We start from the raw sequence: 26,243 nt of genomic DNA on the forward strand, positions 1-26,243 counted from the left end.
ATGACCGATTCGCACCAGGAAAAACCCGCGTCTGCTGGCGAGGACCAAGAAGCGCTGGCGGGCGGCTTTCCCGAGATTGAAGCCATCCGGCCGGTGGATTTCCCCTGCTGGCTGATGCGCATCATCTCCACTGTGGTGCGTGCCGAGGTGGACCGCCGCATGGAGCCGCTGGGCCTGACGCAGGCGCAGTGGATTCCTGTGCTGCACCTGGCCAGCGGCAAGGCCCATACGGCGGCCGACCTGGCGCGCCGCACCTTGCAGACCCCGGGCGCGATGACGCGGCTCATCGACCGCCTGGTCGACAAGGGCATCATCGAGCGCGAACGCTCCACCGACGACCGCCGCGTGGTCAGCCTGTGCCTGACCGAGGAGGGGCTGGCTGCTGCAAGGCAGGTGCCCGATATCGTCAAAGGCGTCAACAGCGCCGCGCTCAGCCCCTTGTCACCCGATGAATTGACCCAGTTCCACGGTTACCTGCGCCGCATCTATGAGGCCATGCCCAACACCTTGTCGGTGGACATGTGCCTGCCCCCCGATGGCTGCGCCGGTGACGCCACCGACAACTCCGACAACACAGCACAGCAGCCCGGCAAGGAGAGGGCAGTATGACCAGCAGTTTTTCATTTGTGGGCGCCGACCGCCGGCTGGCCCTGTCAGCCATTGCGCTGGCGGCCAGCACGTTCATCGCCGGATGCGCCGATATGCGCGGCATCGATACACATGCCCAGATGCGCTCGCCGCAGTCCGTCGGCTTGCTCACTGAGCCTTCAGCGGCAGACCAGGCCGCGACCGTGGCCCCGGTCGATGCGCAGTGGTGGAAGGCGCTGGGCGATGCGCAGCTCAATGCGCTGATCGATACCGCCTTGGCCGACAGCCCCAACCTGCAATCGGCGCAGGCGCGCATCCGCAAGGCCTGGTCGCTGGCGCAGGTCAGTGAGTCAGCAATGGGCCCGCAGGTCAATGGTCAGGCCAGTGCCGCGCGCAACCATGCGCCGGCCAATGGCATGATTCCGCCGCCCCTGGCGGGCAACAACTACAGCACGGCAGAGGCGCGTATCAATGGCAGCTGGTCGCTGGACCTGTTTGGCAAGCACCGCGCTGCGCTCGATGCCGCCGTGGGCTCGGCCCGCGCGGCCCAGGCCGACATGGACGCCGCCCGCGTGCTGCTGACCAGCTCCATGGTGCAGGCCTATGTGCAGCTGTCACGTCTGCAGGCGCAGGAAGAGGTGGCCATGCGCGCCATCGACCAGCGTGCCCACACCTTGCAACTGGTGCGTGACCGCTATGACGCAGGCCTGGAGACCACGTTGGAAGTGCGCCAAAGCGAGAGCGGCGTGCCGCAAGCCAAGGTGCAGTTGCTGCAAGTGCGTGAGCAAAAGCAGCTGGCACAAAACGCGTTGGCCGCGCTGATGGGCCAGCCCGCACGCGCCCAGGAATTGGTCGCATCGCCTATCACACAACTGAGCCTGCCGCGTTTTCCGTCGCAGCTGTCATCCAACCTGCTGGGGCGCCGTGCCGATATTGTGGCCGCGCGCTGGCGCGTGGAAGCGGCCGAGCAGGGCATTCACCAGGCCAAGGCCGAGTTCTATCCCGATATCAATCTGACCGCGTTCCTGGGTCTGTCGAGCATTGGCTTTAACAACTTTGCCAAGGGCAGCGCGCGTGAATGGGGCGTGGGCCCGGCGCTGAGCCTGCCGATCTTTGATTCGGGCCGGCTGCGTGCCAACCTGAGCGGCACATCGGCCGACTACGAGCTGGCCGTGCAGGCCTACAACCAGGCGGTGATCACGGCGGTACACGATGTGGCCGACCAGGTCGCCAGCGTGCGCGCCGCGCAGGCCCAACTGCCCGAGCAGCGCCGCGCTGCCGATGCCGCGCAAAGCGCGCTCGATATTGCCAACCAGCGCTATGCCGCAGGGCTTGGCACCTATTTGAATGTGCTGTCGGCCGAGACCAATGTGCTCACCCAGCGCCAGCAGATGGTGGATGTCGAGGCCCGCATTCTGTCGACCAATGCCGCGCTGGCCCAGGCTTTGGGTGGGGGCTACCAGCAGCAGACCCAGAGCAGCAGCAACAGCGACAGCAATGCCGAATTGGACGGCAACTTCCCCACCCAGACCAACGCCCCGATGGACAGCGCCAGGAGCTGACCTGCCCACCTCGCGTGCAACACACATAAGCAAGACCTTGAAGGCGACGCCTCTCGTCACATAACTCGCTACGCAATACCATGTCGAACAACAACACCTCCGCTTCTCCCTCCGCCGCGCCCGCTGCCCCTGAGGCACCGGCAGCCCAGCCGCGCAAAAAATGGCTGCTGCGCCTGACCGGCATCGTCATCGTGCTGGGCGCCGCCTACGGCATCTATGACTGGATGGTCAACAGCCACTTCGAAGAAACCGACAACGCCTATGTGCAGGGTAATCTGGTGCAGATCGCGCCGCAGACCGCCGGCACGGTGCAGTCCATCCTGGCCGATGACACCGACTATGTGAAGGAAGGCCAGCCGCTGGTGCGCCTGGACCCGGCTGATGCCAAGGTGGCCTTCGAGCAGGCCAAGGCCAACCTGGCCCAGGCGGTGCGCCAGGTGCGCACCCTGTATGTGAACAATGGCTCCTACACTGCGCAGATCGCGCAGCGCCAGGCCGAGGTGGCCAAGGCCAAGAACGACCTGGTGCGCGCGCAAAGCGACCTCAAGCGCCGCCAGGCTCTGACGGGCAATGGCGCCGTATCGAAGGAAGAGCTGAGCCATGCGCAAAGCCAGGTCGATGCCGCCCAGGCAGCGGTCAATGCGTCGCAGGCCGCCGTCAACACGGCGCGCGAGCAGCTGGCCAGCAACCAGTCGCTGACCGAAGGCATCAGCGTGAATGACCACCCCAATGTGCTGACCGCTGCGGCCAAGGTGCGTGAGGCCTATCTGGCGATGCAGCGCAATGAGCTGGTCTCGCCCGTCTCGGGCGTGGTGGGTAAGCGCTCGGTGCAGGTGGGCCAGCGCGTGGCTCCCGGCACGCCGCTGATGACCGTGGTGCCGATGAACCAGCTCTGGGTGGAGGCCAACTTCAAGGAAAACCAGCTGCGCAACCTGCGCCTGGGCCAGCCCGTCAAGATGACGGCCGATCTCTACGGCAAGAAGGTCGAGTACAGCGGCACGGTTGAAGGCCTGGGGGTGGGCACCGGCTCGGCCTTCTCGCTGCTGCCCGCGCAAAACGCGACGGGCAACTGGATCAAGGTCGTGCAGCGCGTGCCGGTGCGCATTGCGCTCGATGCCAAGCAGGTGCAGGAGCACCCGCTGCGCGTGGGCCTGTCGATGCTGGTCGATGTGGACATCCAGAACCAGGACGGCAAGCTGCTGGCCGATGTGCCGCGCAAGGAGCCCCTGGTGCAGACCAATGTCTATGAGGTGCAGGACGAAGGCGCCGATGCGGTGATTGCGCAGGTCATCGCCAGCAACGCCGGCAAGAAGCTGTAATTTTTGACCAGGGGCCGCCCAGAGGGTGGCCCAAGGATGCGTTATGGCAACTTCCAATCCCTCGCTACCCCACCCGCCGCTCGAAGGCTCGGCGCGCCTCATTGGCACCCTGGCGCTCTCAGCTGCGGTGTTCATGAATGTGCTGGACACGTCGATCGCGAACGTGTCGCTGCCGGCCATTGCCGGTGACCTGGGCGTCAGCGCCAACCAGGGCACCTGGGTGATCACCAGCTTTGCCGTGGCCAATGCGATCTCGGTGCCGCTGACCGGCTGGCTGTCGATGCGCTTTGGCCAGGTGCGCTTGTTCATGCTCAGCGTGACCTTGTTCGTGATCTCGTCGTGGCTCTGCGGCCTGGCCCCAAACATGACGACCTTGATCGCGTTCCGCATCTTGCAGGGCTTTGTCGCCGGGCCGATGATTCCGCTGTCGCAGTCGCTGCTGCTAGCCAGTTACCCGCGCGCGATGGCGGGCACGGCCATGGCCTTCTGGTCGATGACGACCCTCATCGCGCCGGTGATGGGGCCGCTCCTGGGCGGCTGGATCACCGACAACATGTCCTGGCCCTGGATCTTCTACATCAATGTGCCGGTCGGCATGCTGTCCGTGGGCGCCACCTGGGCGATCTTCCGCAACCGGGATTCGGTCCGCAAGGCCTTGCCGATCGATGCGATCGGTCTGGGGCTGCTGGTGGTCTGGGTCTCGGCGATGCAGATCATGCTCGATATCGGCAAGGAGCACGACTGGTTCCAGTCGCCGATGGTGGTCGCCTGTGCGGTGATTGCGGTCGTTGGCCTCTTGTACTTCCTGATCTGGGAGCTGGGCGACAAGCACCCGGTGGTGGACCTGCGCCTGTTCAAGAACCGCAATTTCTGGGCGGGCACCCTGGCCATCTCGGTGGGCTATGGCCTGTTCTTCGGCAATGTGGTGCTGCTGCCTTTGTGGCTGCAGCAGTTCATGGGCTACACCGCCACCGATGCGGGCCTGGTGCTGGCGCCGGTGGGCTTGCTGGCGCTGGTGCTCTCACCGGTGGTGGGCAAGACCATCCACAAGGTCGATCCCCGGCGCTATGCGACGGCCTCGTTCATCGTCTTCGGTCTGGTGATGTGGATGCGTTCGCGCTTCAACACCCAGGTGGACCTGACGACCATCATGATCCCGACCATCGTGCAGGGTGCGGCCATGGCAGGCTTTTTCATCCCGCTGATGACCATCACCTTGAGCGATATCCCGCCCGAGAAAATGCCCAGTGCATCGGGCCTGTCGAACTTTGTGCGGATCACTGCCGGTGCCGTCGGTACCTCGGTCGCCACCACCCTTTGGGAGCGCCGCGCCACCTTGCACCATGCGCAACTGGTCGAGCACATCAGCCTGGGCGATGGCCCCACCGCGCAAGTGGTGCAAGGCCTGCAGGCCAGCGGGCTTACGCTGCAGCAGGCGCTCGCCCGGGTCGACCAGCTGGTCAACCAGCAGGCCTTTATGCTGGCGGCCAATGATATTTTCTGGGCCTCGTCGATGCTGTTCCTGCTGCTGATCCCGCTGGTCTGGCTGGCCAAGGGCCCCAAGAAGGGCCAGGGCGGCGGCGGATCGGAGGCAGCATCGGCTGCGCACTGATCCAGCACTGCACACGGCTGCATACATGGAAAAAGGAAGCCTCGGCTTCCTTTTTTCGGTCTGGGCGCTGGGGCGCGGTTTAGCGGCCGCGCAAGAACAGCGCGTCCAGCTCCTTCATGCTCAGCTGGCGCCAGGTGGGCCGGCCATGGTTGCACTGGTCCGAGCGCTCGGTGTGCTCCATATCGCGCAGCAGCGCATTCATCTCGTCGATGGTGAGTTGCCGGTTGGCGCGCACGGCGCCGTGGCAGGCCATCGTCCCCAGGATCTCGTTGCGGGCGCGCTGCACGACGGTGCTGGCATCGTGCTGGGCCAGCTCAGCGAGCACGCTGCGCGCCAGCTCTACCGGGTTGCCCTGGGCCAAGGTGGTGGGTGTGGCGCGCACGGCCAGGGTCTTGGGCGAGAAGGGCACGACCTCTAGCCCCAGCTGGGCCAGGGTCTCGCTGTGGTCTTCGGCGGTGGCCACTTCTTCGGGTGTGGCCGAGAAGGTCGCGGGAATCAGCAGCGGCTGGCTGGCAATGGCGCTGTTGGCATCACCGTCATCGAGCTGGCTTTTGAGGCGCTCGTAGACGATGCGCTCATGGGCGGCATGCATATCGACAATGACCATGCCCTGGGCGTTTTCTGCGAGGATATAGACCCCATGGATTTGCGCCACGGCGCGGCCCAGCGGCCAGGGGTTGTCGGCAGATTCCGGAGGCAGGGTGGGCACCAGTGGGGCGCCGGCAGCCATCACGCCGGCAGCGGGTTGCGGGTTCCAGCGCGGGCTCGCTTCCTGCACCTGCCAGGGCGTGGCATCGATGCTGGTCGCTGTGTTGCTGGACATGCCTGCCAGCGCTGCATCCGGCGTTGCAGCGCCCCCGCCCTGGCACCAGAGCGCAGCGGTTTGCTGCAGCGCCTGCAGGCCGTTGACGCGGGGCGGGGCCTCAAAGCGCATCGCAGTCTGTGCCTGGGGAGCTGGCGCATAGGCCTGGCCGGGCAAGGCGGTGGGCTGGCCCGCAGCGGCGGCTGTGGGTGCGGCGGCCGCTGCATCCAGCAACTGCTGGGCACGCGGGGCGGCCAGCGCGTTCTCCACGCCATGCAGCACCGCCTGGTGCACCTCGCGGCTATCGCGAAAGCGCACCTCGATCTTGGTCGGGTGCACATTCACATCGACGCGCATCGGATCGAGGCTGATATAGAGCGCATAGACCGGCTGGCGGTGGCCGTGCAGCACATCTTCATAAGCGGCGCGGGCCGCATGGGTGAGCACCTTGTCGCGCACAAAGCGGCCGTTGACATAGCAGAACTGCTGGTCGGCACGCGAGCGAGCGGCATCGGGCAGACCCGCGCGGCCGCGCACCTGCACATGGCCAGCCTGGTAGTTCACAACAATCGATTGCTCGAGAAAATCGGGGCCCAGCACATCGGCCAGGCGCTTGTCCATCGCGCGCTGCTCCAGCTGCTGCCAGGCAGCGTCGTCGGGCTGGTCTTGATCGTTGCGGGGCGGCAGCGTGGCGCGCCATTGTTCCACCAGCTTGCCCTCATGCCAGATCGCAAAGCCCACGCCCGGGCGGGTGAGCGCATGGCGGCGCACGGCCTCGACGCAATGGGCGAGCTCGGTGGCATCGGTCTTCAGGAACTTGCGCCGCGCAGGCGTGCTGAAAAACAGCTCCTTGACCTCCATCGTCGTGCCGGGGTTGCGGGCGGCCGGGCGCAGCTCGCCACTGCGGGCATCGAGCAGGTAGGCGGACTCTTGCTGGGCGGGGCGCGAGAGCACGCTCATCTCCGACACCGAGGCAATGGCAGCCAGCGCCTCGCCCCGAAAACCCATGGTGGCTACCGATTCGAGGTCATGCAGGTTGCGGATCTTGCTGGTCGCGTGGCGGCGCAGCGCAATGGGCAGCTCTTCGCGCGGAATGCCGCAGCCGTCGTCTTCGACGGTGATCAGCCGCACGCCACCGGCGAGCAGGCGCACGGTGATGCTGGTGGCGCCCGCATCGAGCGCATTGTCGACCAGCTCGCGTACGACGGAAGCGGGGCGCTCGACCACCTCGCCGGCCGCAATCTGGCTGACCAGCTCATCGGGCAGATCCTGGATGGGTCGGCGCGTGGGCGCCGCGCTGCTGCCACTGTCGGCTGCAGGCGTCAGGGCGTCGTTGGGGGCGTCTGCCGGGTCAAGGGTGGCGGGTGCGGTATCAGCGGTCATGCAGGGATTTTAGGCAAAGCCGCCTGGCATTCGGGGTAAAGTGTGCAATCGCCACTTTGGGCTCTGGGGCTGTGCCTCTGAGGGCTGGGAGGGTGGCATCCAGATGGTTTGCCGCAGGGTCTCATGACCGCTGCGGTTTTTGTGTAGAGAGGTTGTGTTTTGGAATTCTTCAGCTGGTTCATCGATGCAGGCATGCATTTGATTGACTTCATCTTGCATGTCGACAAGTACCTGGAAGCTTTTGTAACGACCTACGGCATGTGGGTCTATGCGCTGCTGTTTCTGATCGTCTTTGTCGAGACCGGTGTCGTGGTGATGCCCTTCTTGCCCGGCGATTCGCTGCTGTTCATCGTCGGCGCCATGTGCGGCGCGGGGCTGATGAGTTTTCCGCTGGCTACCGGCTTGCTGTTTGCGGCGGCCTTCCTCGGCGACCAATGCAATTACCAGATCGGCCACCATTTGGGGCCCAAGGTGTTCAAGTGGGAGAACTCGCGCTGGTTCAACCGCAAGGCCTTTGACAAGGCCCATGCGTTCTACGAGCGCTATGGCGGCATCACCATCATCCTGGCGCGCTTCATGCCATTTGTGCGTACCTTTGCGCCCTTTGTCGCGGGCGTTGCCAACATGAACCGTGCCAAGTTCATTGCCTACAACCTGATTGGCGCGGCCATCTGGGTATTTGGCATCTGCGCGGCGGGCTACTTCTTTGGCAACCTGCCCTGGGTCAAGGCCAACCTGGAGAAGATCATCTGGGGCCTGATCCTCGTGCCTGGCCTGCTGGCCATCTTTGGCGCCTGGCGCGCCGGCAGGAACGAGAAGGCCGCTGGCGCCGTCTGAGCAGCGACTGCACGATGAGCAAGGGACCGCCGAGGCGGTCCCTTTTTTGTGGCTGCAAAGGTGGATCGAAGCTTATACCGTGCGGTTGCGCGCCAGCGGCGGGTTCTTCGCAAAGTAAGCCTGGATGCCGCGCATGATGGCATCGGCCAGCTGGTTTTGGTAGGCGGTGGTGCGCAGCTTGGCCTCTTCTTCGGGGTTGCTGATGAAGGCGGTCTCGACCAGCACGCTGGGGATGTCGGGCGCCTTCAACACGGCAAAACCGGCCTGCTCCACGCGGGGCTTGTGCAGGCGGGCGAACTGGCCCAACTGGCCCAGCACATGGGTGCCGAGCTTGAGGCTGTCATTGATCTGCGCGGTGGTGCTCATGTCCAGGAGCGCGCGCTGCACATGGGCATCGCTGCTGCCGACGCCGGCCACGTTCAGGCCACCCACCATGTCGGCCTGGTTCTCCTTGTTGGCCAGCCAGCGCGCGGCCGAGCTGGTCGCGCCGCGCTCGCTCAGCGCAAACACGCTGGCGCCGTTGGCCGATGGCTTGGTGAACGCATCGGCATGGATGCTGATGAACAGGTCGGCTTGCACACGGCGGGCTTTTTCGACCCGGGTGTTGAGTGGCACAAAGAAGTCGGCATCGCGTGTCATGAACGCGCGCATCGGGTTGCCGCCCACGCTGCTGTTGTTGATGCGCTCGCGCAGCATATGGCCGATCTTGAGCACAATGTCTTTTTCGCGGATACCGCTGGGGCCGGTGGCGCCAGGGTCTTCACCGCCATGGCCAGGGTCGAGCGCGACGATGATGAGGCGGTCGGTGCGCGATGCCGGGCGGCCGCGTGCGGGCGGTGGAGGAGGTGGCGGCGGCGGGGGCGGAGGAGGTGCTGCAGCCACGACGGTGGGCGGCGGCGCGACCGGTGCAACCGGGGGTGCCACCGGGCGGTTGCCACTCTTGGCAATCAGCTCGGCCAGCGGGTCGGCAGCCTGGGCAGCGGCTGCTGGCGATGGAGGGGTGGCGGCCACCACGGTTCCCAGTGCAGCGGGCGCGGGCGGGTCGCCGGCAATCGCAGCAGCTACCGACGGCGGCAGGCTGCTGCCGGCAGCCGGCGGGGGCACAGGGGCCGGCGCTGCGGCCACGGCGCTATGGCTGTTTTCCATCATGCGCTCGGTGATCAGGCTCTCGAGCGGATCGCTGGGCTTGGCCGGGTACAGGTCCAGCACCAGGCGGTGCTGGTAGGGGGCGACCGGCTTCAACGTAAACACCTGGGGCTTGGCTTCCTGCTTGAGGTCGATCACCAGGCGCACGACATTGGGCGAGTTCTGGCCCACGCGGATGCCGGCGATATTGGGGTCGTCCGAGCGGACCTTGGCCACCAGCTCGCGCAGCGCGGGGTTGAGATCGATCCCTTCGATATCGACCGCCAGGCGCGGCGGCTCGGGCACAAAGCGCTGCTCGGTCTTGAGCGGCGTGTCGGACTCGATCGTGACGCGGGTGTAGTCCTTGGAGGGCCAGAGGCGAACTGCAACGATGCTGGCGCCAAAGGCCAGGTGGCTGCTGCCCAGCAGCAGCACCAGGCTGCCGCCGCGCAGCAGATCGCGGCGCGAGAGACCGTGGTGGCTGGCGGGCGCGCCGTCAGCGGTGGTGAAAGGGGCAGAGGCTGGGAGATATTGCGGGGTGTCGCTCACGCTGAAAACCCTTGGACGATGGCGGCACCTGCCGGGGTGAAGGCCTGCAGATGCACCTGGCGTTCTGATTCGTTGATTGCTTCAATACTGATAGCTACATCGGCAATGGGTGTTACCGCTGCAGCCTTCTGCGGCCATTCTGCCACTTTCAGGCCGGGGCTGGCAAAAATATCCCGGAAGCCGGCGTCTTCCCATTCGCGCGGATCGTCGAAACGGTAGAAGTCAAAGTGCCAGATGGGGAAGTCGCGCCCTTCATGGGGCTCGACCACCGCATAGGTGGGGCTTTTGATGCGGCCCTGCACGCCCAGCGCACGCAGCAGGTGGCGCACCAAGGTGGTTTTGCCCGCGCCCAGATCGCCATGCAAAGTTAGGTAAACATTCGACAGCGCTGCCTGCGCGGCCAGGCGCGCGGCAAAGGCTTCCGTATCGCGCTCGTCTTTCCAGACACAGTGGAGCGCGGGGTAGGAGGGGCTGGCAGTAGCGTTCAAAATGTCGTTCCCGGGCCGCGCGGGCCCTCAGGTTTTTTACAATGGCAGCACATGGACGCCGCTGATCCCACTTTCATTCAACAGATCAACGACTGGGCGCTGGAGCTGGGATTTTCCCAAATCGGCGTGGCAGGCGTGGATTTGTCGACGGCGGAAACTGGATTGATGCAGTGGCTGGAAAAAGGTTTCCATGGCGAGATGCATTACATGCAGGCCCATGGCCTCAAGCGCGCCCGGCCGGCCGAGCTGGTGCCCGGCACGCTCAGCGTGATTACAGCACGCATGGATTATCTGCCGCAAAACATCCCTGCCGACTGGCAGCGGCTGGAGTGGGAGCGCCATGCCAGGCCTGGCGAGGGGCTGGTGAGCGTCTACGCCCGGGGCCGTGACTACCACAAGGTGCTGCGCAACCGGCTGCAAAAGCTGGCCGAGCGCATCGATGCAGCGCTTGGCGAACACAACCTGGCGCACCGCGCGTTCACCGATTCGGCCCCCGTGCTGGAGGCCGAACTGGCCAGCCGCAGCGGCCAGGGCTGGCGCGGCAAGCACACGCTGGTGCTGAGCCGCGATGCCGGCTCGATGTTTTTTCTCGGTGAGATCTTTGTCAATATCGCCTTGCCGGCGACTGCGCCGGTGACTGCGCATTGCGGCCAGTGCACGGCCTGCATCGATGTCTGCCCGACGGCGGCGATCGTGGCGCCGCAATCGGTCGATGCGCGGCGCTGTATCTCCTACCTGACGATCGAGCTCGATGGCGCCATTCCGGAAGAATTTCGCGCCCCCATGGGCAACCGCATCTACGGCTGCGATGACTGCCAGCTCGCCTGCCCCTGGAACAAGTTTGCCCAGCGTGCGGCGCTGCCCGATTTTGATGCGCGCGGCGCGCTGATGGACCAGCAGCTGCCCCATCTGTTTGCATGGGACGAGGCGACGTTCTTGCGCATCACCGAGGGCAGCCCCATACGCCGCATCGGCCATGCGCGCTGGCTGCGCAATATTGCCGTTGCGCTGGGCAATGCCTGGCGCCAGACGGGCGAGGCGCGCTATGCGCAGGCGCTGCACAGCCGCGCGGGCCACGACAGCGCCATGGTGCGCGAGCATGTGGCCTGGGGGCTGGGCCAGCGCACAGCGCCTGATGGCGCTGCGATCGGCGCTTAGAACAGGTTCTCAGGCGCTGAGAAAGCCCGAGGCCTTGAGTTGCGCGACCAGCAGTTCGGTAAAGCGCGCATAGCCCGCCGCATTGGCATGCACCTGGTCGGCGCGCATCGCGTCATTGGCCAGCACCTCGCTCCAGGCGTTGGCGAGCAAGGGCACCTGCTCCTCCTTGGCCAGCGCCTCGTAGATCGGGTGGTCCTGGATGCGGCCGGTCAACGCGGCGCTCATGCTGAACTCGGGCACCGCCACCAGCAACACGGCAATGTGCTGGGCCTTGCATTGCTGCAGCATGCTGGCGATCTGTGCCTGGGCCGCTTGCGCGCTTTGGCGGCGCAGCCAGTCATTGCCGCCGGCGCAAACAATCACCAGGGCCGGTTGGTGGGTCTCCAACAGCTGCGGCAGGCGCTGCGCAATCTGGCTGCTGGTTTCGCCGGAGATGCCGGCATTGATGACGTTCCAGCCGGTGCGCTCGGCCAGCAACTGCGGGTAGGACTGCGCGGCGCTGGCGCCGACGCCCTGGGTCAGCGAATCGCCCAATGCGAGCACCGTGGCGCCAGCGGGCAGCGCAGCGGCGAGTGGCACCTTTTTGCTGCAGGCGGCCAGCCCGGCTGCGGCCAGGCCCAGAAAGGGGATGAGCGCCAGGCGCTGGAGGCTATGGCGGCGTGCGGAATCAATGGTTTTCTCCATAGCCGCCGAGCTTAACCGATGGCCTTGGCAGGCCGCGTTGTTAAACCGGCCACCAGCCCAGCAGGCTGAGTGCAAACGGCAGACTGGCCACGCCGCAGATGGTGGACAAGGTCACCAGCCCCGCGACATAGGCGCCGTTGTAGCCCATGCGGGCGGCCAGCACATAGCAGGTCGATGCGGTCGGCAAGGCCGAGAAGATCAGCAAAATGGCGGCCTGCTGGGCCGACAGCGCCAGCCAGTGGGCCATGCACAGCGCAATCAGCGGCGTGACAAAGTGGCGGATGGCCAGCACTGCGCCGCTGAGCAATTTGCCGCGCGCCAGCAGTCCCAGCTGCATGCCGGCGCCCGCCGACATCAGGCCCAGCACGATGGAGGCCTGGCCGATGCGGGCGACGGTGGGCTCGACGATGGCGGGCAGGCGCAGCCCCAGCAGGTTGCAGATGAGGGCCGTGAGCGTGGCGACGATCAGCGGGTTGCGCAGCAGCTCGCGCATAAAGCCATTTTGCGAGCCCTTGGCCATCGGGTAGACGGCAGCAATATTGAACATGGGCACGCAGACGCCAATCAGCACCGAGATCAGCTGCAGGCCTTGGGGGCCGGCGAGCCGGTCGGCCAGCGCCAGGCCGATAAAGGAGTTGAAGCGAAACGCGATCTGCGCGCTGGCAGCGGCGTCGCGGCTGTCCACCCGCCGGCCCAGCCAGGGCCAGCGCGGCAGGGTGTAGGTCAGGGCCACCGCGACGAGGCCCGTGGCCACGCCGGCCAGCATCAGGTTGGAGGTGCCGTGCCAGTCGATCGGGCTTCTGATGATCGAATAGAACAGCAAGGTGGGAAAGAGGAAGTAGTACACCAGGCTTTCCACCGGCTGCCAGATGGCCCGGTTCAGCGCCGTGTAGCGGCAGACCAGGTAGCCGATCAGGATCAGCGAGAAATCAGGGAAAAGCAGTTGGGCGTAGTTCACCGGCGCAAGCATAGCGGAAGGGCGCTGGCCCCTGCCCGTGCCCTGTCGCCACCGTGTGGGTGCAAGCCCTGCCAAAGCAGTTGCCAATTGCGCTATCCGCCTCCCCGATGCGGGAAAACACGGGCCATCCGCGGCGCGCTTTGGGGCAGAACCGCCAGGCAACACCGCTAGCATGGGAGCTACGTCCAAGCTGGCCCCAGCCAGCGCCCCAGATCCCGAGGAGACCTCCACCATGATGAACCGCCGACTGTGCCTGGCCATGGCACTGGCGCTGGGCAGCAGCGCTGCCCTGGCCGCTGATCCCTATCCCAACAAGCCCATCCGCCTGATCGTGCCGTTTGCCGCAGGCGGCACCACCGACATCGTGGCGCGCGTGATCTCGGAGCCGCTGTCCAAGGCCCTCGGCCAGCCGGTGGTGGTGGACAACAAGAGCGGTGGCGGCGGCACCGTGGGCGCGGCCGAAGCCGCGCGTGCCCAGCCCGATGGCTACACCCTGAGCATCGCGACGGTGTCGACGACAGCCACCAACCCGGCCGTCAACCCCAAGATGCCCTACAACGTGCAGCGCGATTTCACACCCATCATCAATGTGGCGGCGACGCCCAATGTGATTGCGGTGCACCCGAGCTTTCCGGCCACCAACTACCAGGAGTTCATTGCCGAGCTCAAGAAGAACCCCGGCAAGTACTCGTATGCAACGCCCGGCACCGGCAGCATTGCCCATTTGCTGATGGAAATGCTCAAGTCCGAAACCGGCGTGAATGTGGTGCACATTCCCTACCGGGGCGGCGGCCCGGCGCTGAACGACACGGTCGCCGGCCAGGTCAACATGATTTTTGACAACCTGCCCTCGGCCTACCCCTTTATCCGCGACAAGCGCCTGCGCGCCATCGTGGTCGCCGCCCCCAAGCGCGTGGCCGGGCTGGAGTCCATCCCCACGTTCACCGAAGTGGGCGTTCCCGTGGTCAACCGCAGTGCCTATTACGGCATCGTCGGCCCCAAGAACCTGCCCAAGGAGATAGTTGACAAAGTCAACGCGGCCACCAAAAAGGCGCTGGAAGACCCGAACGTGCAAAAGCGCATCGCAGAGACCGGCTCGGACATTCTGGGCACAACGCCTGAGGTGTTTGCCCAGCAGATGAAGGACGAATACGCGGCCTACAAGGCGGTGGTGGACAAGCAGGGCATCCAGCTGGACTGATCCCCGTCCCTCGTCTGTTCTGCCTCAAAGCGCGTGCCCTTTTCTAGGGAAATCCTAGGGAAATCACGCGCTTTTTGTGCGGTTGCAGCACGGTTGCGGACGTATTAATCCGGTATAAACGCGCTGTGCTGAAAAAGCATTACGTGGCCGTGCGCCATGCGGGTCATCCACCGGCACGCGAACGACGGCCACACCATTTCAAATGAGGAGATTCATCATGCAACGTCGCTCTCTCGTGGGCCTGACCTTGATCGCTGCTGCCGCAGCCACCTTGAGCACTGGCGCTCTGGCCGATACAAAATACCCTAACAAGCCCATTCGCCTGATCGTTCCTTTTGCAGCTGGCGGCACCACCGATATCATTGCGCGCGTGATCGCTGACCCCCTGGGCAAGGAGCTGGGCCAGCCCGTGGTGGTGGACAACAAGGGTGGTGCGGGCGGCACCATCGGTGCGGTGGAGACGGTGCGCGCAGCGGCCGACGGTTACACCCTGGGCATTGCGACCGTCTCTACGGTGGCCACCAACCCGGCGATCAACCCCAAGATTTCCTACGACCCGATCAAGGACTTCACCCCCATCATCAATGTGGCGGCCACGCCCAACATCATTGCGGTGAACCCGAAGTTCCCAGCCAAGGACTACAAGGAGTTCGAGGCCGAGCTCAAGAAGAACCCCAACAAGTACGCCTACTCGTCGTCCGGCACCGGCGGCATTCAGCACATGCTGATGGAGCTGTACAAGAGCCTGACCGGCATCCAGATGACCCACATCGCCTACCGCGGTGCGGGCCCGGCACTCAACGACACGGTGGCCGGCCAGGTCAACATGATCCTGGACAACCTGCCCTCGACCCTGCCTTTTGTGAAGGACAACCGTCTGGTGCCTATCGTCGTGGCCGCGCCCGAGCGCCTGGCGGTGCTGCCCAATGTGCCGACCTTCAAGGAAGTGGGCCTGGAGCCGGTGAACCGCATGGCTTTCTACGGCATCCTCGCGCCCAAGGGCGTGTCCAAGGATGTGGTGGACCGCATCAATGCCGCCACCAAGAAGGTGCTGGCCGACCCTGCGGTGAAGAAGCGCATCGAAGACACCGGCTCGCTGGTGGTGGGCAACACGCCCGAGCAGTTCGCCGAGCAGATCAAGGCCGAGTTCGACGTCTACAAGGACGTGGTCAAGAAGCAGGACCTGAAGCTGGACTGATCCCGACTCATAAAGTCCCAAGCCGCCCGCGCAAGCCGGCGGCTTTTTTCATGCCATGATGCCGGGCATGGCAAGCGCTCCACGATCTGCAAAACCCCCGATAGCCCCTTCAGCCCCTGCCGCCGACCCGGCCCGCACTGCTGCGGCGCACCCGGTGATTGACCGCTTTATCGATGCGGTGTGGCTCGAAGACGGCCTGGCGCGCAACACCTTGGCGGCCTACCGGCGCGACCTGGCGCTGTACGGCCAGTGGCTCGCCCAGGAGCACCCCGGCCAGCCGCTTGAGCGCAGCGATGAGGCCCAGCTGCAGGCCTTTTTTGCCACGCGCATGGGCGACAAGGCCAGCACGGCCAACCGGCGCCTCACAGTGCTGCGGCGCTTTTTCCACTGGGCGCTGCGCGAGTCGCTGATCAGCGCCGATCCCACGTTGCGCATGCTGGCAGCGCGCCAGCCGCTGCGCGTGCCCAAGACGATGACCTCGGCCATGGTGGAGGCCCTGCTCGAAGCGCCCGACGCCGGCAACCCGCTTGGCCTGCGCGACCGCGCGATGCTGGAGCTGATGTATGCCAGCGGCCTGCGCGTGTCGGAGCTGGTAGAGCTGCAAAGCGTGCAGCTCAGCCTGGCCGACGGCATCGTGCGCGTGGTGGGCAAAGGCAGCAAGGAGCGGCTGGTGCCCTTTGGCCAGGTGGCCCAGCAGTGGCTGGAGCAGTACCTGGCCGAGAGCCGGCCCGCCATTCTGGCGGGGCGGCAAAGCGCGGACCTGTTTGTCACCCAGCGCGGCAGCGGCATGACGCGGGTTGCGTTCTGGATGATCGTCAAAAAATATGCGCAGCGCGCTGGCATCACTGCGCCGCTGTCCCCGCATACCTTGCGCCATGCCTTTGCCACGCACCTGCTCAACCATGGCGCCGATCTGCGCGTGGTGCAGCTGCTGCTGGGCCATGCCGATCTCTCCACCACCACCATCTACACCCATGTGGCGCGCGAGCGCCTCAAGGTGCTGCACAGCCAGCACCATCCGCGTGGCTAGCTGTGAAGGTTCAATAGGTTGTATCCGGTGTTCATCCGGGTTGGATTTGAGAGACTGGAAGTCGCCAAACACCCAACCCACTCAGGACAGCCAACCGGATGAACACTCATAAGCATGCCCGACTTACCTTTGCCCGGAGACTGGAGATGGTCAAACAGATGACCTTGCAAGGCCTGGATGCCTCTCAGGCCGGAGCCCTTCAAGGCGTCACCGCACAGACCGCTCGCAAGTGGCTGGGCCGCTACCTCTGGGGCGGCGAAGCAGCCCTGGCCGATGCTTCCTCCAGGCCCATTTGCTCTCCCAAAGCCATCTGCGAGTCCAAGGCCTTACTCATTGTTGAGCTACGCAAACGCCGCATGCTGCAGTCGCGCATTGCCAGCTACGCAGGCGTCTCGGCGTCCACCGTGAGCCGGGTATTGGCCCGTGCGGGCCTGTCTCGACTCAGCGATCTGCAGCCGTCCGAGCCCGTGGTTCGCTATGAGCACGATGCGCCTGGAGACATGCTGCACATCGATACCAAGAAGCTCGGGCGCATCGTTCGGCCCAGCCACCGCGTCACAGGCAATCGGCGCGATTCGGTCGATGGTGCGGGATGGGAGACACTGTTCGTGGCCATTGACGACCACGCACGCATTGCCTTTACCGCTATGCATCCGGACGAGAAAACGCCGCAAGCCGTCGCCTTTCTGCGCAACGCCGTGGCGTACTACGCGGGGCTTGGAGTGAGCATCAAACGCCTGCTGACGGACAACGGTGCGGCATTTCGCTCAAGGGAGTTCGCTGCGGCCTGCAACGCCTTGGGCGTGCAGCACAAGTTCACCAGGCCGTACCGGCCACAGACCAACGGCAAGGCCGAGCGATTCATCCAATCGGCGCTGCGCGAGTGGGCCTATGGTTGGACATACCAGAATTCAGCTGAGCGAACACAAGCCTTACATCGCTGGCAGCATTACTACAACTGGCACAGGCCTCACAGCGGCATTGGTCGAATTACCCCGATGGCCAGGCTCAAATCTGCAAACAACCTCTTGACAGTTCACAGCTAGCGCGGCGGGCAGCGGCAATCAGATGCCCAGCAGATTCTTGCGGCCCTTCTCCACCGGGTTGGCCAGCAGCTTTTGCGCGGGGTAGGCGCGCAGAAATTCTTTGGCCTTGTAGGCCGATGAACGCAACCAGGCGTCATAGGCGCCTTCGTTGAGGATGGCGGGCATGGTCTTGTCGTTGCCGGGCTGCTGGTAGCGGTTCATCAGCGCATGGGCATTGGCGTTGACGGTAATGATCGCGTAGCTGAGCAGCTCGGTGCCGTCGTCGTCTGTCCAGCGGGACCAGATGCCGGCGACACCCATCGGCAGGCCGTCAACGCGGGCAATGCGCGTGGGCTTGGCCTTGCCGGTGCGGTAGTCGTCGGTGACAAAGGCCATCATCGGCACGATGCAGCGCTGGTTGTTCAGCCAGGCATCGCGAAAGGCGGTGCTGGTGGAGGCGTTGTCGGATTTGACATTCACCAGCTTGGTGGCGCGCAGCTGGCCATCGGAGGCCGATTTGACCCAGTGCGGCACCAGGCCCCATTGCGCGGGCACCAGCAGGCGGGGTGTGTCAGGCGCGGCTGCAGCAGGTGCGGGCTCCGCGTTGGTGCCCCCAGCGGCAGCCTCTGCAGCGGCCTGCTCGGCCAGCGCTGCCTTGCGCGCGGCGTTCTCGGCATCGGTGGCGCCTGTCAGGCTGGTGGTGATAAAGAAGCCGGGCCGGCGCGGCGTCATCTTGCGCTCGCCCATCTCTGCAGGGGGCTCTACCTGGAAGGCGCTGAGGTACAGCTCGGGGGCTTTGAGGGCTTCGTATTGGGTGCTCATGGGCGCAATGGTACGTGAAGGCTGCAGCAGCATTCGCTGGCGCCGGTTTCTGGCAGAAGATAAAAAGCCCCCCCTGGGGCAGGGTGGGCTCGGTGGCAAGCCTTGCGGCCGCAGTGCGTATTTTAAATCAGAGCGACTGGCCCAGCTTGCGCAGGAAGCGCTCGCAGGCCTCGAGCTGGCTGATCTCGACAAACTCGTTGGGCTTGTGCGCCTGCTCGATATTGCCGGGGCCGCAGACGACGGTGGGGATGCCCAGGTTCTGGAACAGGCCTGCCTCGGTGCCATAGGCCACCTTGCGCGTGGCCTGGTCGGCGGTCAGCGCACGCACCAGCGCGGTGATGGCCGCTTGCTCGCTCGCTTCCAGCGCGGGGGCGGCGGGGCCGGTTTCGATGTCGATGCGGGCATCGGCAAACTCGCGGCGCATGCGCGGCAGCAGCTCGCCGGTCACATAGCTTTGCACCTTGGCCTGGATGCTCTCGGCCGTCATGCCCGGCAGGTTGCGGAACTCGTAGTTGAACTCGCACAGCTCGGGGATGGTGTTTACGGCGATGCCGCCCGAGATCTGGTTGGTGGTCATGGTCGTGAACGGCACGTCATAGAACTCGTCATAGGGGCCGTTGGCCTTGAACTGGTCGGCCACATCGCGGATATGGCAGATCAGGCGTGCGGCGTACTCGATGGCATTGCAGCCCTTGGGGGTCAGCGACGAATGCGCTGCCTTGCCATGCACCTTGCAGCGGTACAGGTTGATGCCCTTGTGCGCGACCACCACCTGCATGCTGGTGGGCTCGCCCACCACGCAGCCATCGGCCTGCTGACCGCGTGCCTTCAAGGCGCGCAGCATCACCGGGGCGCCTGCACAGCCCACTTCCTCGTCATACGACAGCGCCAGGTGGATGGGCTTTTTGCGCGGCATGGCGAGGAACTCGGGCACCAGCGCGACCGATGCGGCGATAAAGCCCTTCATGTCGGCGCTGCCACGGCCGTAGAGCCGGCCTTCCTTTTCGGTCAGGCTGAAGGGATCGCTGTCCCAGTTCTGGCCGTCGACCGGCACCACATCGGTGTGGCCCGACAGCACGATGCCGCCCTGGGTGCTGCCGTCATCGGCAGGCAGGGTGGCAAACAGGTTGGCCTTGTCGCCTTCGGGTGAGTGGATCAGCTCAGCCTTCAGACCCTGGAGGGCCAGTGCGTCACGCACGGTTTCGATCAGGGCGAGGTTGGAGTTGCGGCTGGTGGTGTCGAATGCGACCAGCTTTTCCAGCCAGGAGCGGGTGTTCATAGCGCTTCACTTGGTGTTACATGCAAGTGACTGAGTGTAGGGTGCTTGGGCCCTGGCGGCAGGGCGCGCTGCCTAAGCTGGGGTTGGGTGTTGGGGTTTTAGATGAGATGGCCCAGCGGCTGGGACAGAACGGAAAACGGGAGCACATGGCTCCCGTTGTTGTGCGGCCGGATCGGCCGGGGCTATCAGCCCAGCACTTCCAGCAGGCGATCGAGCCCGCCGGTGTTGATCGCCACCTTGGCTTCGGCGCGCACGCGCGGCTTGGCGTGGAAGGCGACCGACAGGCCCACGGCCCGCATCATCGGCAGGTCGTTGCTGCCATCGCCCACGGCAATCACCTGCTCGGGCGTGATGCCCATCAGCGACGCCAGGCCCAGCACGGTGCTGCGCTTTTCTTCACCGTCGCAGATATCGCCCCAGCTCTGGTCGATGAGGCCGCCGGTCAGCTGGCCGTCCTTGACCTCGAACTGGTTGGCGCGCACAAAGTCGATGCCCAGCAGGCTTTTGACATGGTCGGCAAAAAAGGTGAAGCCGCCCGAGACCAGCAGCACCTTGAGGCCGGCCGCATGCGCCGCATCTACCAGGGTCTTGGCGCCGGGGGTCAGGGTCAGGCGCTCTTGCAGCACGCGCTCGATCGCGGCCATGGGCACACCCTGGAGCAGGGCCATGCGCTGGCGCAGGCTGTCCTTGTAGTCGGTGATCTCGCCGCGCATCGCCGCTTCGGTGATCGCCGCCACCTCGGCCTTCTTGCCGGTGATGTCGGCGATCTCGTCGATGCACTCGATGGTGATCAGGGTCGAGTCCATGTCGAACGCGATCAGCTTGTAGTCGGACAGCTTTTGCGGCGTGGCCAGGTTCTGGATCGTCAGGCCAGGGGCGAATTCGGTAGAGGCACTCATGGGAGCTTTTGAGGGGTGAGGGTAGGGGAATGATAAACGGGCTGCGGGATGGGCAAAGGCCGCTCAGGCCGTGGCCACAGCGGTCGGAGCGGCCGAAACGGGCTTGCCCAGGCTGCGCACCACATCGCGCACCATCTGCACGCGGTCCTTGACCTCGGGCAGCGCGCGCTCGATGCGCAGCTTGTCGTTGCCCGCCAGCTTGATGGCCTTGTTCTTCTGGATCAGGCCGATGATGGTCATCGGCTCGATCGGCGGGTTGGGGTGGAAGGTAATGTTGATCACACCGGGCGCGGCATCGACCTTTTGCACGCCAAAGGGCTCGCAGAGCACGCGCAGGCGGTGTACATCCACCAAGGTCTGGGCCTGCGATGGCAGCTTGCCAAAGCGGTCCACGATCTCTTCGAGCAGGTGGTCGATCTGCTCGCTGGTCTTGGCAGTCGCCAGCTTTTTGTAGAACGACAGGCGCAGGTGTACATCGCCGCAGTAGTCGTTGGGCAGCAGCGCCGGGGCATGCAGGTTGATGTCGGTGGCAGCAGACAGGGGGCTGAGCAGGTCGGGCTCCTTGCCTTCCTTCAAGCTGCGCACGGCCTCGGACAGCATCTCGTTGTAGAGCTGGTAGCCGATCTCCATCATGTTGCCGCTCTGGTTGTCGCCCAGCACCTCGCCCGCGCCCCGGATCTCCAGGTCATGCATGGCCAGGTAAAAACCGCTGCCCAGCTCTTCCATCTGCTGGATGGCTTCGAGGCGCTGCGCAGCCTGCTTGGTCAGGCCGTCCAAGTCCGGCACCATCAGATAGGCATAGGCCTGGTGGTAGCTGCGGCCCACCCGGCCGCGCAGCTGGTGCAGCTGCGCCAGGCCAAACTTGTCGGCGCGGCTGATGATGATGGTGTTGGCGCTGGGCACGTCGATGCCGGTCTCGATGATGGTCGAGCACAGCAGGATGTTGTAGCGCTGGGCCACAAAGTCGCGCATCACGCGCTCGAGCTCACGCTCGGGCATCTGGCCGTGGGCCACGGCGATGCGGGCCTCGGGCAGGATCTCTTCGAGCTTCTGGCGGCGGTTCTCGATGGTCTCGACCTCGTTGTGCAAAAAGTAGCACTGGCCGCCGCGCTTCAACTCACGCAGCACGGCTTCGCGGATCACACCGGTGCCTTCGCTGCGCACAAAGGTCTTGATCGCCAGGCGGCGCTGCGGCGCGGTGGCGATCACTGACAGATCGCGCAGGCCATCGAGCGCCATGCCCATGGTGCGCGGAATCGGGGTGGCCGTCAGCGTGAGCACATCGACCTCGGCCCGCATGGCCTTCATCGCCTCTTTGTGGCGCACGCCAAAGCGGTGCTCTTCATCGATGATCAGCAGGCCCAGGTTCTTGAACTGGGTTTTTTCGGACAGCAGCTTGTGCGTGCCGACAACGATGTCGACGGTGCCGTCATCGAGCCCCTTGATCGTGGTGTTCACTTCCTTGCCCGAGCGAAAGCGCGACACCAGCGCCACCTTGATCGGCCACTTGGAGAAGCGGTCGGCCAGGGTCTGGTAGTGCTGCTCTGCCAGCAAGGTGGTGGGCGCGAGCAGGGCCACCTGCTTGCCCCCGGTGACGGCCACAAAGGCCGCGCGCAAGGCGACCTCGGTCTTGCCAAAGCCCACATCGCCGCAAACCAGACGGTCCATCGGCTGGGGCGAGATCATGTCCTGGATCACCGCATGGATGGCGGCGCGCTGGTCGGCGGTTTCCTCAAAGCCGAAGTCGTTGGCGAACTGCTCGTAGTCCTGCGGGCTGTAGCGGAAGGCATGGCCTTCGCGGGCGGCGCGGCGGGCATAGATGTTGAGCAGCTCGGCGGCGGTGTCGCGCACCTGCTCGGCGGCCTTGCGGCGGGCCTTTTCCCACTGGCCGCTGCCCAGCTTGTGCAAGGGGGCCTCTTCGGCCGACACGCCGGTGTAGCGGCTGATCTGCGCGAGCTGGCTGACTGGCACATAGAGCACGGCCTTGTCGGCATATTCCAGGTGCAGGAACTCCTGCAGCGCCGGTGTGCCATCGGGGTTCTTCTGGCCCACATCCATGTTGATGAGGCCATGGTAGCGGCCGATGCCGTGCTGGGCATGGACGACCGGGTCGCCCACCTTGAGCTCGGACAGGTCCTTGATCAGCGCCTCGACATCGCTGGCCTGCTCCTGGCGGCGCTTGCGGCGGGCGCCGCCGGTGGCAGCAAACAGCTCGGTCTCGGTGACAAAGTCAATGCCTTGCTCGGCCCAGCGAAAGCCCTTGGCGAGCGCCGCTGTGGCAATGCCGACGGGCTCATCCGTGGTCTGCTGGAACTCGGCCAGCGAATCAAAGGCTGGCGGGTTGAGGCCGCTGGCGCGGAAGAAGTCGAGCAGGCTCTCGCGCCGGCCATCGCTCTCGGCCAGCAGCAAGGTGCGGGCCTGGCGCTGGGCAATGTGCTGCTGCAGCTTGGCGAGCGGGTCCTCGGCGCCGCGCACCACAGCCAGGTCGCCCAGCTTTTGGAAGATGGCGCTGTGCTCCACGTCTTCCAACTGCGGACGCAGCGACAGCTGGGCCATCTGCTTGGCGGTGGCGTAGAACTGGTCGGGGCTCAGGAACAGGCTGTCGGGCGGTAGCACCGGGCGCTCGGGGTCACCCTGCACCAGGCGGTAGCGGTCGCGTGTGTCCTGCCAAAAGCGCTGGAAGGCCGGCTCGATATCGCCATGCAGCACCAAGGTGGCCTGGCTGCCCAGGTAATCAAACACGGTCGCGGTCTCCTCAAAGAACAGCGGCAGGTAGTACTCGATACCGGCCGTGGCCACGCCGTTGCCCATGTCCTTGTAGATGCGGCTCTTGGTCGGGTCGCCTTCGAGCATCTCGCGCCACTTGTTGCGAAAGCGCGTGCGGGCCTCGTCATCCATCGGGAACTCGCGCCCGGGCAGCAAGCGCACATCCTTGACCGGGTAGAGGCTGCGCTGGGTGTCGGGGTCAAAGGTGCGGATGGAGTCGATCTCGTCATCGAACAGGTCGACCCGGTAGGGCACGAGCGAGCCCATCGGGTACAGATCGATCAGGCCGCCGCGCACCGAGTACTCGCCGTGGCTCACCACCTGGGAGACATGGTTGTAGCCGGCCAGCGTCAGCTGGGCCTTGAGGCGCGCCTCATCGAGCTTTTGCCCAGCCTGGAACGCAAAGGTGTAGCCCGCCAAAAAGGAGGGCGGTGCCAGGCGGTACAGCGCCGTGGTGGCCGGGATCAGCACCACATCGGCTTCGGCCTGGCTGATGCGCCACAGCGCAGCGAGCCGCTCGCTGATCAGGTCCTGGTGCGGCGAGAAAGTGTCGTAGGGCAGGGTTTCCCAGTCCGGGAACAGGGCTATGCGCAGCTCGGGGGCAAAAAACGCCAGCTCGTCCTGCAAGCGGTGGGCATCGCCTGCGTCAGCGGTGATGATGGCCGTGACGCGCTGCGCTGCGGCCTCGTGGGTGGCCAAGGTCGCGAGCAGCAAGGCATCGGCGCTGCCCGGGGGCATGGGCAGTTGAAAACGTTTTCCGGCGTTGAGTTTGGGGAGTTCCATAGGGGTCCGAACCAGTCCATACACGGACGACAGCCCGGGGCGGCATGCCGCGCCTGGGCCTGTGCAGCCAAGGCCACCCCCTACAAGGGCGCCCCTGGGCGCTCAATAAACAGCAAAAGCACGGGTCTGGCTGACAGCACCGTGCAACCGCTCCATTCTAAAATACCCCCATGAACCAGACCACCCGCAACGAATTGATCCCTGCTGTACCCAGGGCTGCACCCGAGGTGGCTGCGCCGGTGACGGTGCCAGCAGCCGTCTTGCCGGCTGACCCGGGCGCCCAGACCCAGGCGCTGGGCGAGATGCGCCAGGAGGTGGTGGCCAAATTCTGGGCCTTTTTGCCATGTGCCGGCGTGGGCGCCCGTGCGGTGGATGCCGCGCGCCCCGCCCATCTGCCCAAGCAGTACCAACAGGTGGCGGGCTGGCCGCTGGTGCTGCATACCTTGGCCGCCTTCATGGCGGCCAAGCCGCTCTCGGGTGTGCTGGTCGGTGTCAGCGCGGGCGATGATTTTTTGCAGCGCTACCAGCGCCCGGGCTTTGCCATCAGCGCCTGCGGCGGCCCCACCCGGGCCGATACCGTGGCTGGCGGTCTGCGCAGCCTGCTGGGTGATTCGGGCCTGGGGGCCCAGCCCCATGACTGGGTGCTGGTGCATGATGCGGCGCGCTGCCTGATCAAGCCCGGCCAGATCGAGCAGCTGATGCAGGAATGTGCGGCCGATACGGTGGGGGGCCTGTTGGCACTGCCATTGCCCGATACACTCAAGGCCGCTGCCACCGATGTCCATGGCCAAAGCCGCGTCAGCAGCACCTTGCCCCGGGTGGACAAGTGGCTGGCGCAGACGCCGCAGATGTTCCGCATCGGTACGCTGCTCGAAGCGCTGGAGCGCTGCAACGATGTCACCGACGAAGCCAGTGCCATCGAGGCGCTGGGCTTGCAGCCCCGGCTGGTGCCGGGCAGCAGCTTTAACTTCAAGGTCACCTTCCCCGATGACTTTGCGCTGGCCGAGGCCTTGCTGCTGCAGCGCATGGCCAGCGGCGACAGCCAGGTGGCGGCACTTTTTGATTGAATCCCCGGCGACGCGCTGCACAGCCTCGGCTCCTTAGGCGGGCCTGTCGTGGCTCGCGTTGGGGTACGGATGTAAACGGACGAGATAAGGGATACACATGCTGCAAATGCGCATTGGTGAGGGTTGGGATATTCATGCGCTGGTGCCCGGCCGGGACCTGATTTTGGGCGGCATCCAGGTGCCGCATACCACGGGCCTGCTGGGCCATTCGGATGCCGATGTGCTGCTGCATGCGATCACCGATGCCTTGGTGGGCGCCGCTGGCATGGGCGATATCGGATCGCACTTTCCCGATACCGATGCCGCTTTCCGGGGTGCCGATTCGGCCGTGTTGCTGGCCGAGGCCATGCGCCGTGTGGCGGCCCAAGGCTGGCAGGTCAACAACGTGGATAGCACCGTCATTGCCCAGGCGCCCAAGCTGGCGCCGCATATTCCTGCGATGCGGGCCACTATTGCCAAGACCTTGGGCATTGATGAAACCCAGGTCAATGTGAAGGCCAAAACGGCCGAGAAGATGGGCCCGGTAGGCCAGGGTGCGGCGATGGAAGCCCGTGCGGTGGTGCTGCTGGTGCGGGCTGGCGAGCAGGCCTAAGTCAAGCGCTGGCAAGAAAGGATGACGGCCCGCGAGAGGCGGTCATCCAACGTGCCGTGAGGCACCAGCTCAGGTCTCTTCGTACTGCGCCAACACCTGCGCCCCAGTGAGCTTGGGGGTGTCATTGGCCAGGTCGTAATAGGCAGGCTTTTCGTCAATGAAGATCTGCGAGGCCAGCCGCATGCCGTCCTCGTCCTGGAACAGGCCAGCCGACAGAAAATGCTCGTTGGTGGCCAGCAGGCGGTAGAACAAATGCGTGCCGCAATGGCTGCAAAAGGCGCGCTCGGCCCAGGGGGAGGAGGCATAGCGGGTGACGGGGCCCGTCAACTCCACCTCGGTGCCGCCATGCAAGGTGAAGGCGGGGCCCTCGCCCCAGCGCCTGCACATGCTGCAATGGCATACATGGACATCTTGGACAGTCGGGGCAGTCACATGGACCGCACCGCAAAGGCACTGGGCTTGCATGTCAACTCCTAGGCGGGCAACGGGGTGCCTGCATTCTATGCACAGACGTGG

The 26,243-nt window shown here is 65.2% G+C and carries 22 protein-coding genes; 12 read left to right on the top strand and 10 right to left on the bottom strand.

Annotated features, from left to right (window positions below):
- The 4 genes from N4T19_RS00390 (at window position 1) to N4T19_RS00405 (ending at window position 5,081) form a co-directional block, all read left to right on the top strand.
- Window positions 1-609, top strand: coding sequence for a MarR family winged helix-turn-helix transcriptional regulator (locus tag N4T19_RS00390; protein WP_182345285.1), 609 nt, complete (start codon window positions 1-3; stop codon window positions 607-609).
- The gene (locus N4T19_RS00395; protein WP_260719162.1) at window positions 606-2,150 is read left to right on the top strand and encodes an efflux transporter outer membrane subunit; all 1,545 of its coding nucleotides are present in this window, start codon (window positions 606-608) and stop codon (window positions 2,148-2,150) included. Before N4T19_RS00390 ends, N4T19_RS00395 begins: the two co-directional genes overlap by 4 nt.
- A gap of 80 nt (window positions 2,151-2,230) precedes the next feature.
- Window positions 2,231-3,469 carry an HlyD family secretion protein gene (locus tag N4T19_RS00400; protein WP_116924979.1) on the top strand — a complete coding sequence of 413 codons (1,239 nt, stop codon included), beginning with the start codon at window positions 2,231-2,233 and terminating at the stop codon, window positions 3,467-3,469.
- A 43-nt stretch (window positions 3,470-3,512) separates the two neighbouring features.
- A complete protein-coding gene (locus tag N4T19_RS00405) occupies window positions 3,513-5,081 on the top strand; it encodes a DHA2 family efflux MFS transporter permease subunit (protein ID WP_021027661.1) in 1,569 nt (522 codons plus the stop codon).
- 79 nt (window positions 5,082-5,160) lie between these two features.
- Here the strand turns inward: N4T19_RS00405 and mutL are convergent, their stop codons facing one another.
- Entirely contained in the window at window positions 5,161-7,266 is a 2,106-nt protein-coding gene (gene mutL / locus N4T19_RS00410; protein WP_260719163.1) for a DNA mismatch repair endonuclease MutL, read from the bottom strand.
- A 192-nt stretch (window positions 7,267-7,458) separates the two neighbouring features.
- Here mutL and N4T19_RS00415 point away from each other — a divergent pair, with 192 nt between their 5' ends.
- Window positions 7,459-8,103 carry a VTT domain-containing protein gene (locus N4T19_RS00415; RefSeq protein ID WP_116925236.1) on the top strand — a complete coding sequence of 215 codons (645 nt, stop codon included), beginning with the start codon at window positions 7,459-7,461 and terminating at the stop codon, window positions 8,101-8,103.
- Window positions 8,104-8,175: 72 nt separating this feature from the next.
- On the opposite strand, the gene N4T19_RS00420 is transcribed toward N4T19_RS00415, so the two are convergent.
- Entirely contained in the window at window positions 8,176-9,684 is a 1,509-nt protein-coding gene (locus tag N4T19_RS00420; RefSeq protein ID WP_260720333.1) for an N-acetylmuramoyl-L-alanine amidase, read from the bottom strand.
- A gap of 89 nt (window positions 9,685-9,773) precedes the next feature.
- Window positions 9,774-10,265, bottom strand: a complete 492-nt coding sequence (gene tsaE / locus N4T19_RS00425; RefSeq protein ID WP_260719164.1) for a tRNA (adenosine(37)-N6)-threonylcarbamoyltransferase complex ATPase subunit type 1 TsaE — start codon at window positions 10,263-10,265, stop codon at window positions 9,774-9,776.
- Window positions 10,266-10,349: 84 nt separating this feature from the next.
- Here tsaE and queG point away from each other — a divergent pair, with 84 nt between their 5' ends.
- Window positions 10,350-11,423, top strand: coding sequence for a tRNA epoxyqueuosine(34) reductase QueG (gene queG, locus N4T19_RS00430; protein WP_260720334.1), 1,074 nt, complete (start codon window positions 10,350-10,352; stop codon window positions 11,421-11,423).
- 9 nt (window positions 11,424-11,432) lie between these two features.
- Here queG and N4T19_RS00435 read toward each other — a convergent pair whose 3' ends face one another.
- The gene (locus tag N4T19_RS00435; RefSeq protein WP_260719165.1) at window positions 11,433-12,107 is read right to left on the bottom strand and encodes a DUF459 domain-containing protein; all 675 of its coding nucleotides are present in this window, start codon (window positions 12,105-12,107) and stop codon (window positions 11,433-11,435) included.
- A 40-nt stretch (window positions 12,108-12,147) separates the two neighbouring features.
- Window positions 12,148-13,077, bottom strand: a complete 930-nt coding sequence (locus N4T19_RS00440; protein ID WP_116924984.1) for an AEC family transporter — start codon at window positions 13,075-13,077, stop codon at window positions 12,148-12,150.
- A gap of 223 nt (window positions 13,078-13,300) precedes the next feature.
- Here N4T19_RS00440 and N4T19_RS00445 point away from each other — a divergent pair, with 223 nt between their 5' ends.
- From N4T19_RS00445 to N4T19_RS00460, 4 genes are all read left to right on the top strand, one after another.
- Window positions 13,301-14,266 carry a tripartite tricarboxylate transporter substrate binding protein BugE gene (locus N4T19_RS00445; RefSeq protein WP_182328201.1) on the top strand — a complete coding sequence of 322 codons (966 nt, stop codon included), beginning with the start codon at window positions 13,301-13,303 and terminating at the stop codon, window positions 14,264-14,266.
- Window positions 14,267-14,483: 217 nt separating this feature from the next.
- Complete coding sequence (locus tag N4T19_RS00450) at window positions 14,484-15,464, top strand: tripartite tricarboxylate transporter substrate binding protein BugE (protein WP_027011016.1); 981 nt, start codon at window positions 14,484-14,486, stop codon at window positions 15,462-15,464.
- Window positions 15,465-15,531: 67 nt separating this feature from the next.
- A complete protein-coding gene (gene xerD / locus N4T19_RS00455; RefSeq protein ID WP_260719166.1) occupies window positions 15,532-16,494 on the top strand; it encodes a site-specific tyrosine recombinase XerD in 963 nt (320 codons plus the stop codon).
- Window positions 16,495-16,592: 98 nt separating this feature from the next.
- A complete protein-coding gene (locus N4T19_RS00460) occupies window positions 16,593-17,540 on the top strand; it encodes an IS481 family transposase (protein WP_182341089.1) in 948 nt (315 codons plus the stop codon).
- An 18-nt stretch (window positions 17,541-17,558) separates the two neighbouring features.
- Here N4T19_RS00460 and N4T19_RS00465 read toward each other — a convergent pair whose 3' ends face one another.
- The 4 genes from N4T19_RS00465 to mfd all read right to left on the bottom strand — a co-directional run bounded on the left by N4T19_RS00465 (window position 17,559) and on the right by mfd (window position 24,068).
- On the bottom strand, window positions 17,559-18,341 hold the full coding sequence (locus N4T19_RS00465) for an SOS response-associated peptidase (protein ID WP_260719167.1): 783 nt from the start codon (window positions 18,339-18,341) through the stop codon (window positions 17,559-17,561).
- A gap of 127 nt (window positions 18,342-18,468) precedes the next feature.
- Entirely contained in the window at window positions 18,469-19,620 is a 1,152-nt protein-coding gene (gene argE, locus N4T19_RS00470) for an acetylornithine deacetylase (RefSeq protein ID WP_116924986.1), read from the bottom strand.
- Between the two features lie 185 nt (window positions 19,621-19,805).
- Window positions 19,806-20,519, bottom strand: coding sequence for a phosphoserine phosphatase SerB (gene serB, locus N4T19_RS00475; protein ID WP_182345294.1), 714 nt, complete (start codon window positions 20,517-20,519; stop codon window positions 19,806-19,808).
- A 63-nt stretch (window positions 20,520-20,582) separates the two neighbouring features.
- A complete protein-coding gene (mfd, locus tag N4T19_RS00480; RefSeq protein ID WP_182345295.1) occupies window positions 20,583-24,068 on the bottom strand; it encodes a transcription-repair coupling factor in 3,486 nt (1,161 codons plus the stop codon).
- Window positions 24,069-24,370: 302 nt separating this feature from the next.
- On the opposite strand from mfd, the gene N4T19_RS00485 reads away from it, so the two are divergent.
- Complete coding sequence (locus N4T19_RS00485; RefSeq protein ID WP_260720335.1) at window positions 24,371-25,135, top strand: IspD/TarI family cytidylyltransferase; 765 nt, start codon at window positions 24,371-24,373, stop codon at window positions 25,133-25,135.
- A gap of 106 nt (window positions 25,136-25,241) precedes the next feature.
- Window positions 25,242-25,727 (top strand): 2-C-methyl-D-erythritol 2,4-cyclodiphosphate synthase, encoded by a 486-nt coding sequence (gene ispF, locus N4T19_RS00490; RefSeq protein WP_116925242.1) that lies wholly within the window; start codon window positions 25,242-25,244, stop codon window positions 25,725-25,727.
- Window positions 25,728-25,796: 69 nt separating this feature from the next.
- Here ispF and N4T19_RS00495 read toward each other — a convergent pair whose 3' ends face one another.
- Complete coding sequence (locus N4T19_RS00495; protein WP_116924989.1) at window positions 25,797-26,192, bottom strand: GFA family protein; 396 nt, start codon at window positions 26,190-26,192, stop codon at window positions 25,797-25,799.
- Between the last annotated feature and the right edge of the window lie 51 nt (window positions 26,193-26,243).

The sequence above is a fragment of the Comamonas squillarum genome (genome assembly GCF_025309455.1).
Lineage (GTDB): Bacteria > Pseudomonadota > Gammaproteobacteria > Burkholderiales > Burkholderiaceae_C > Comamonas > Comamonas squillarum.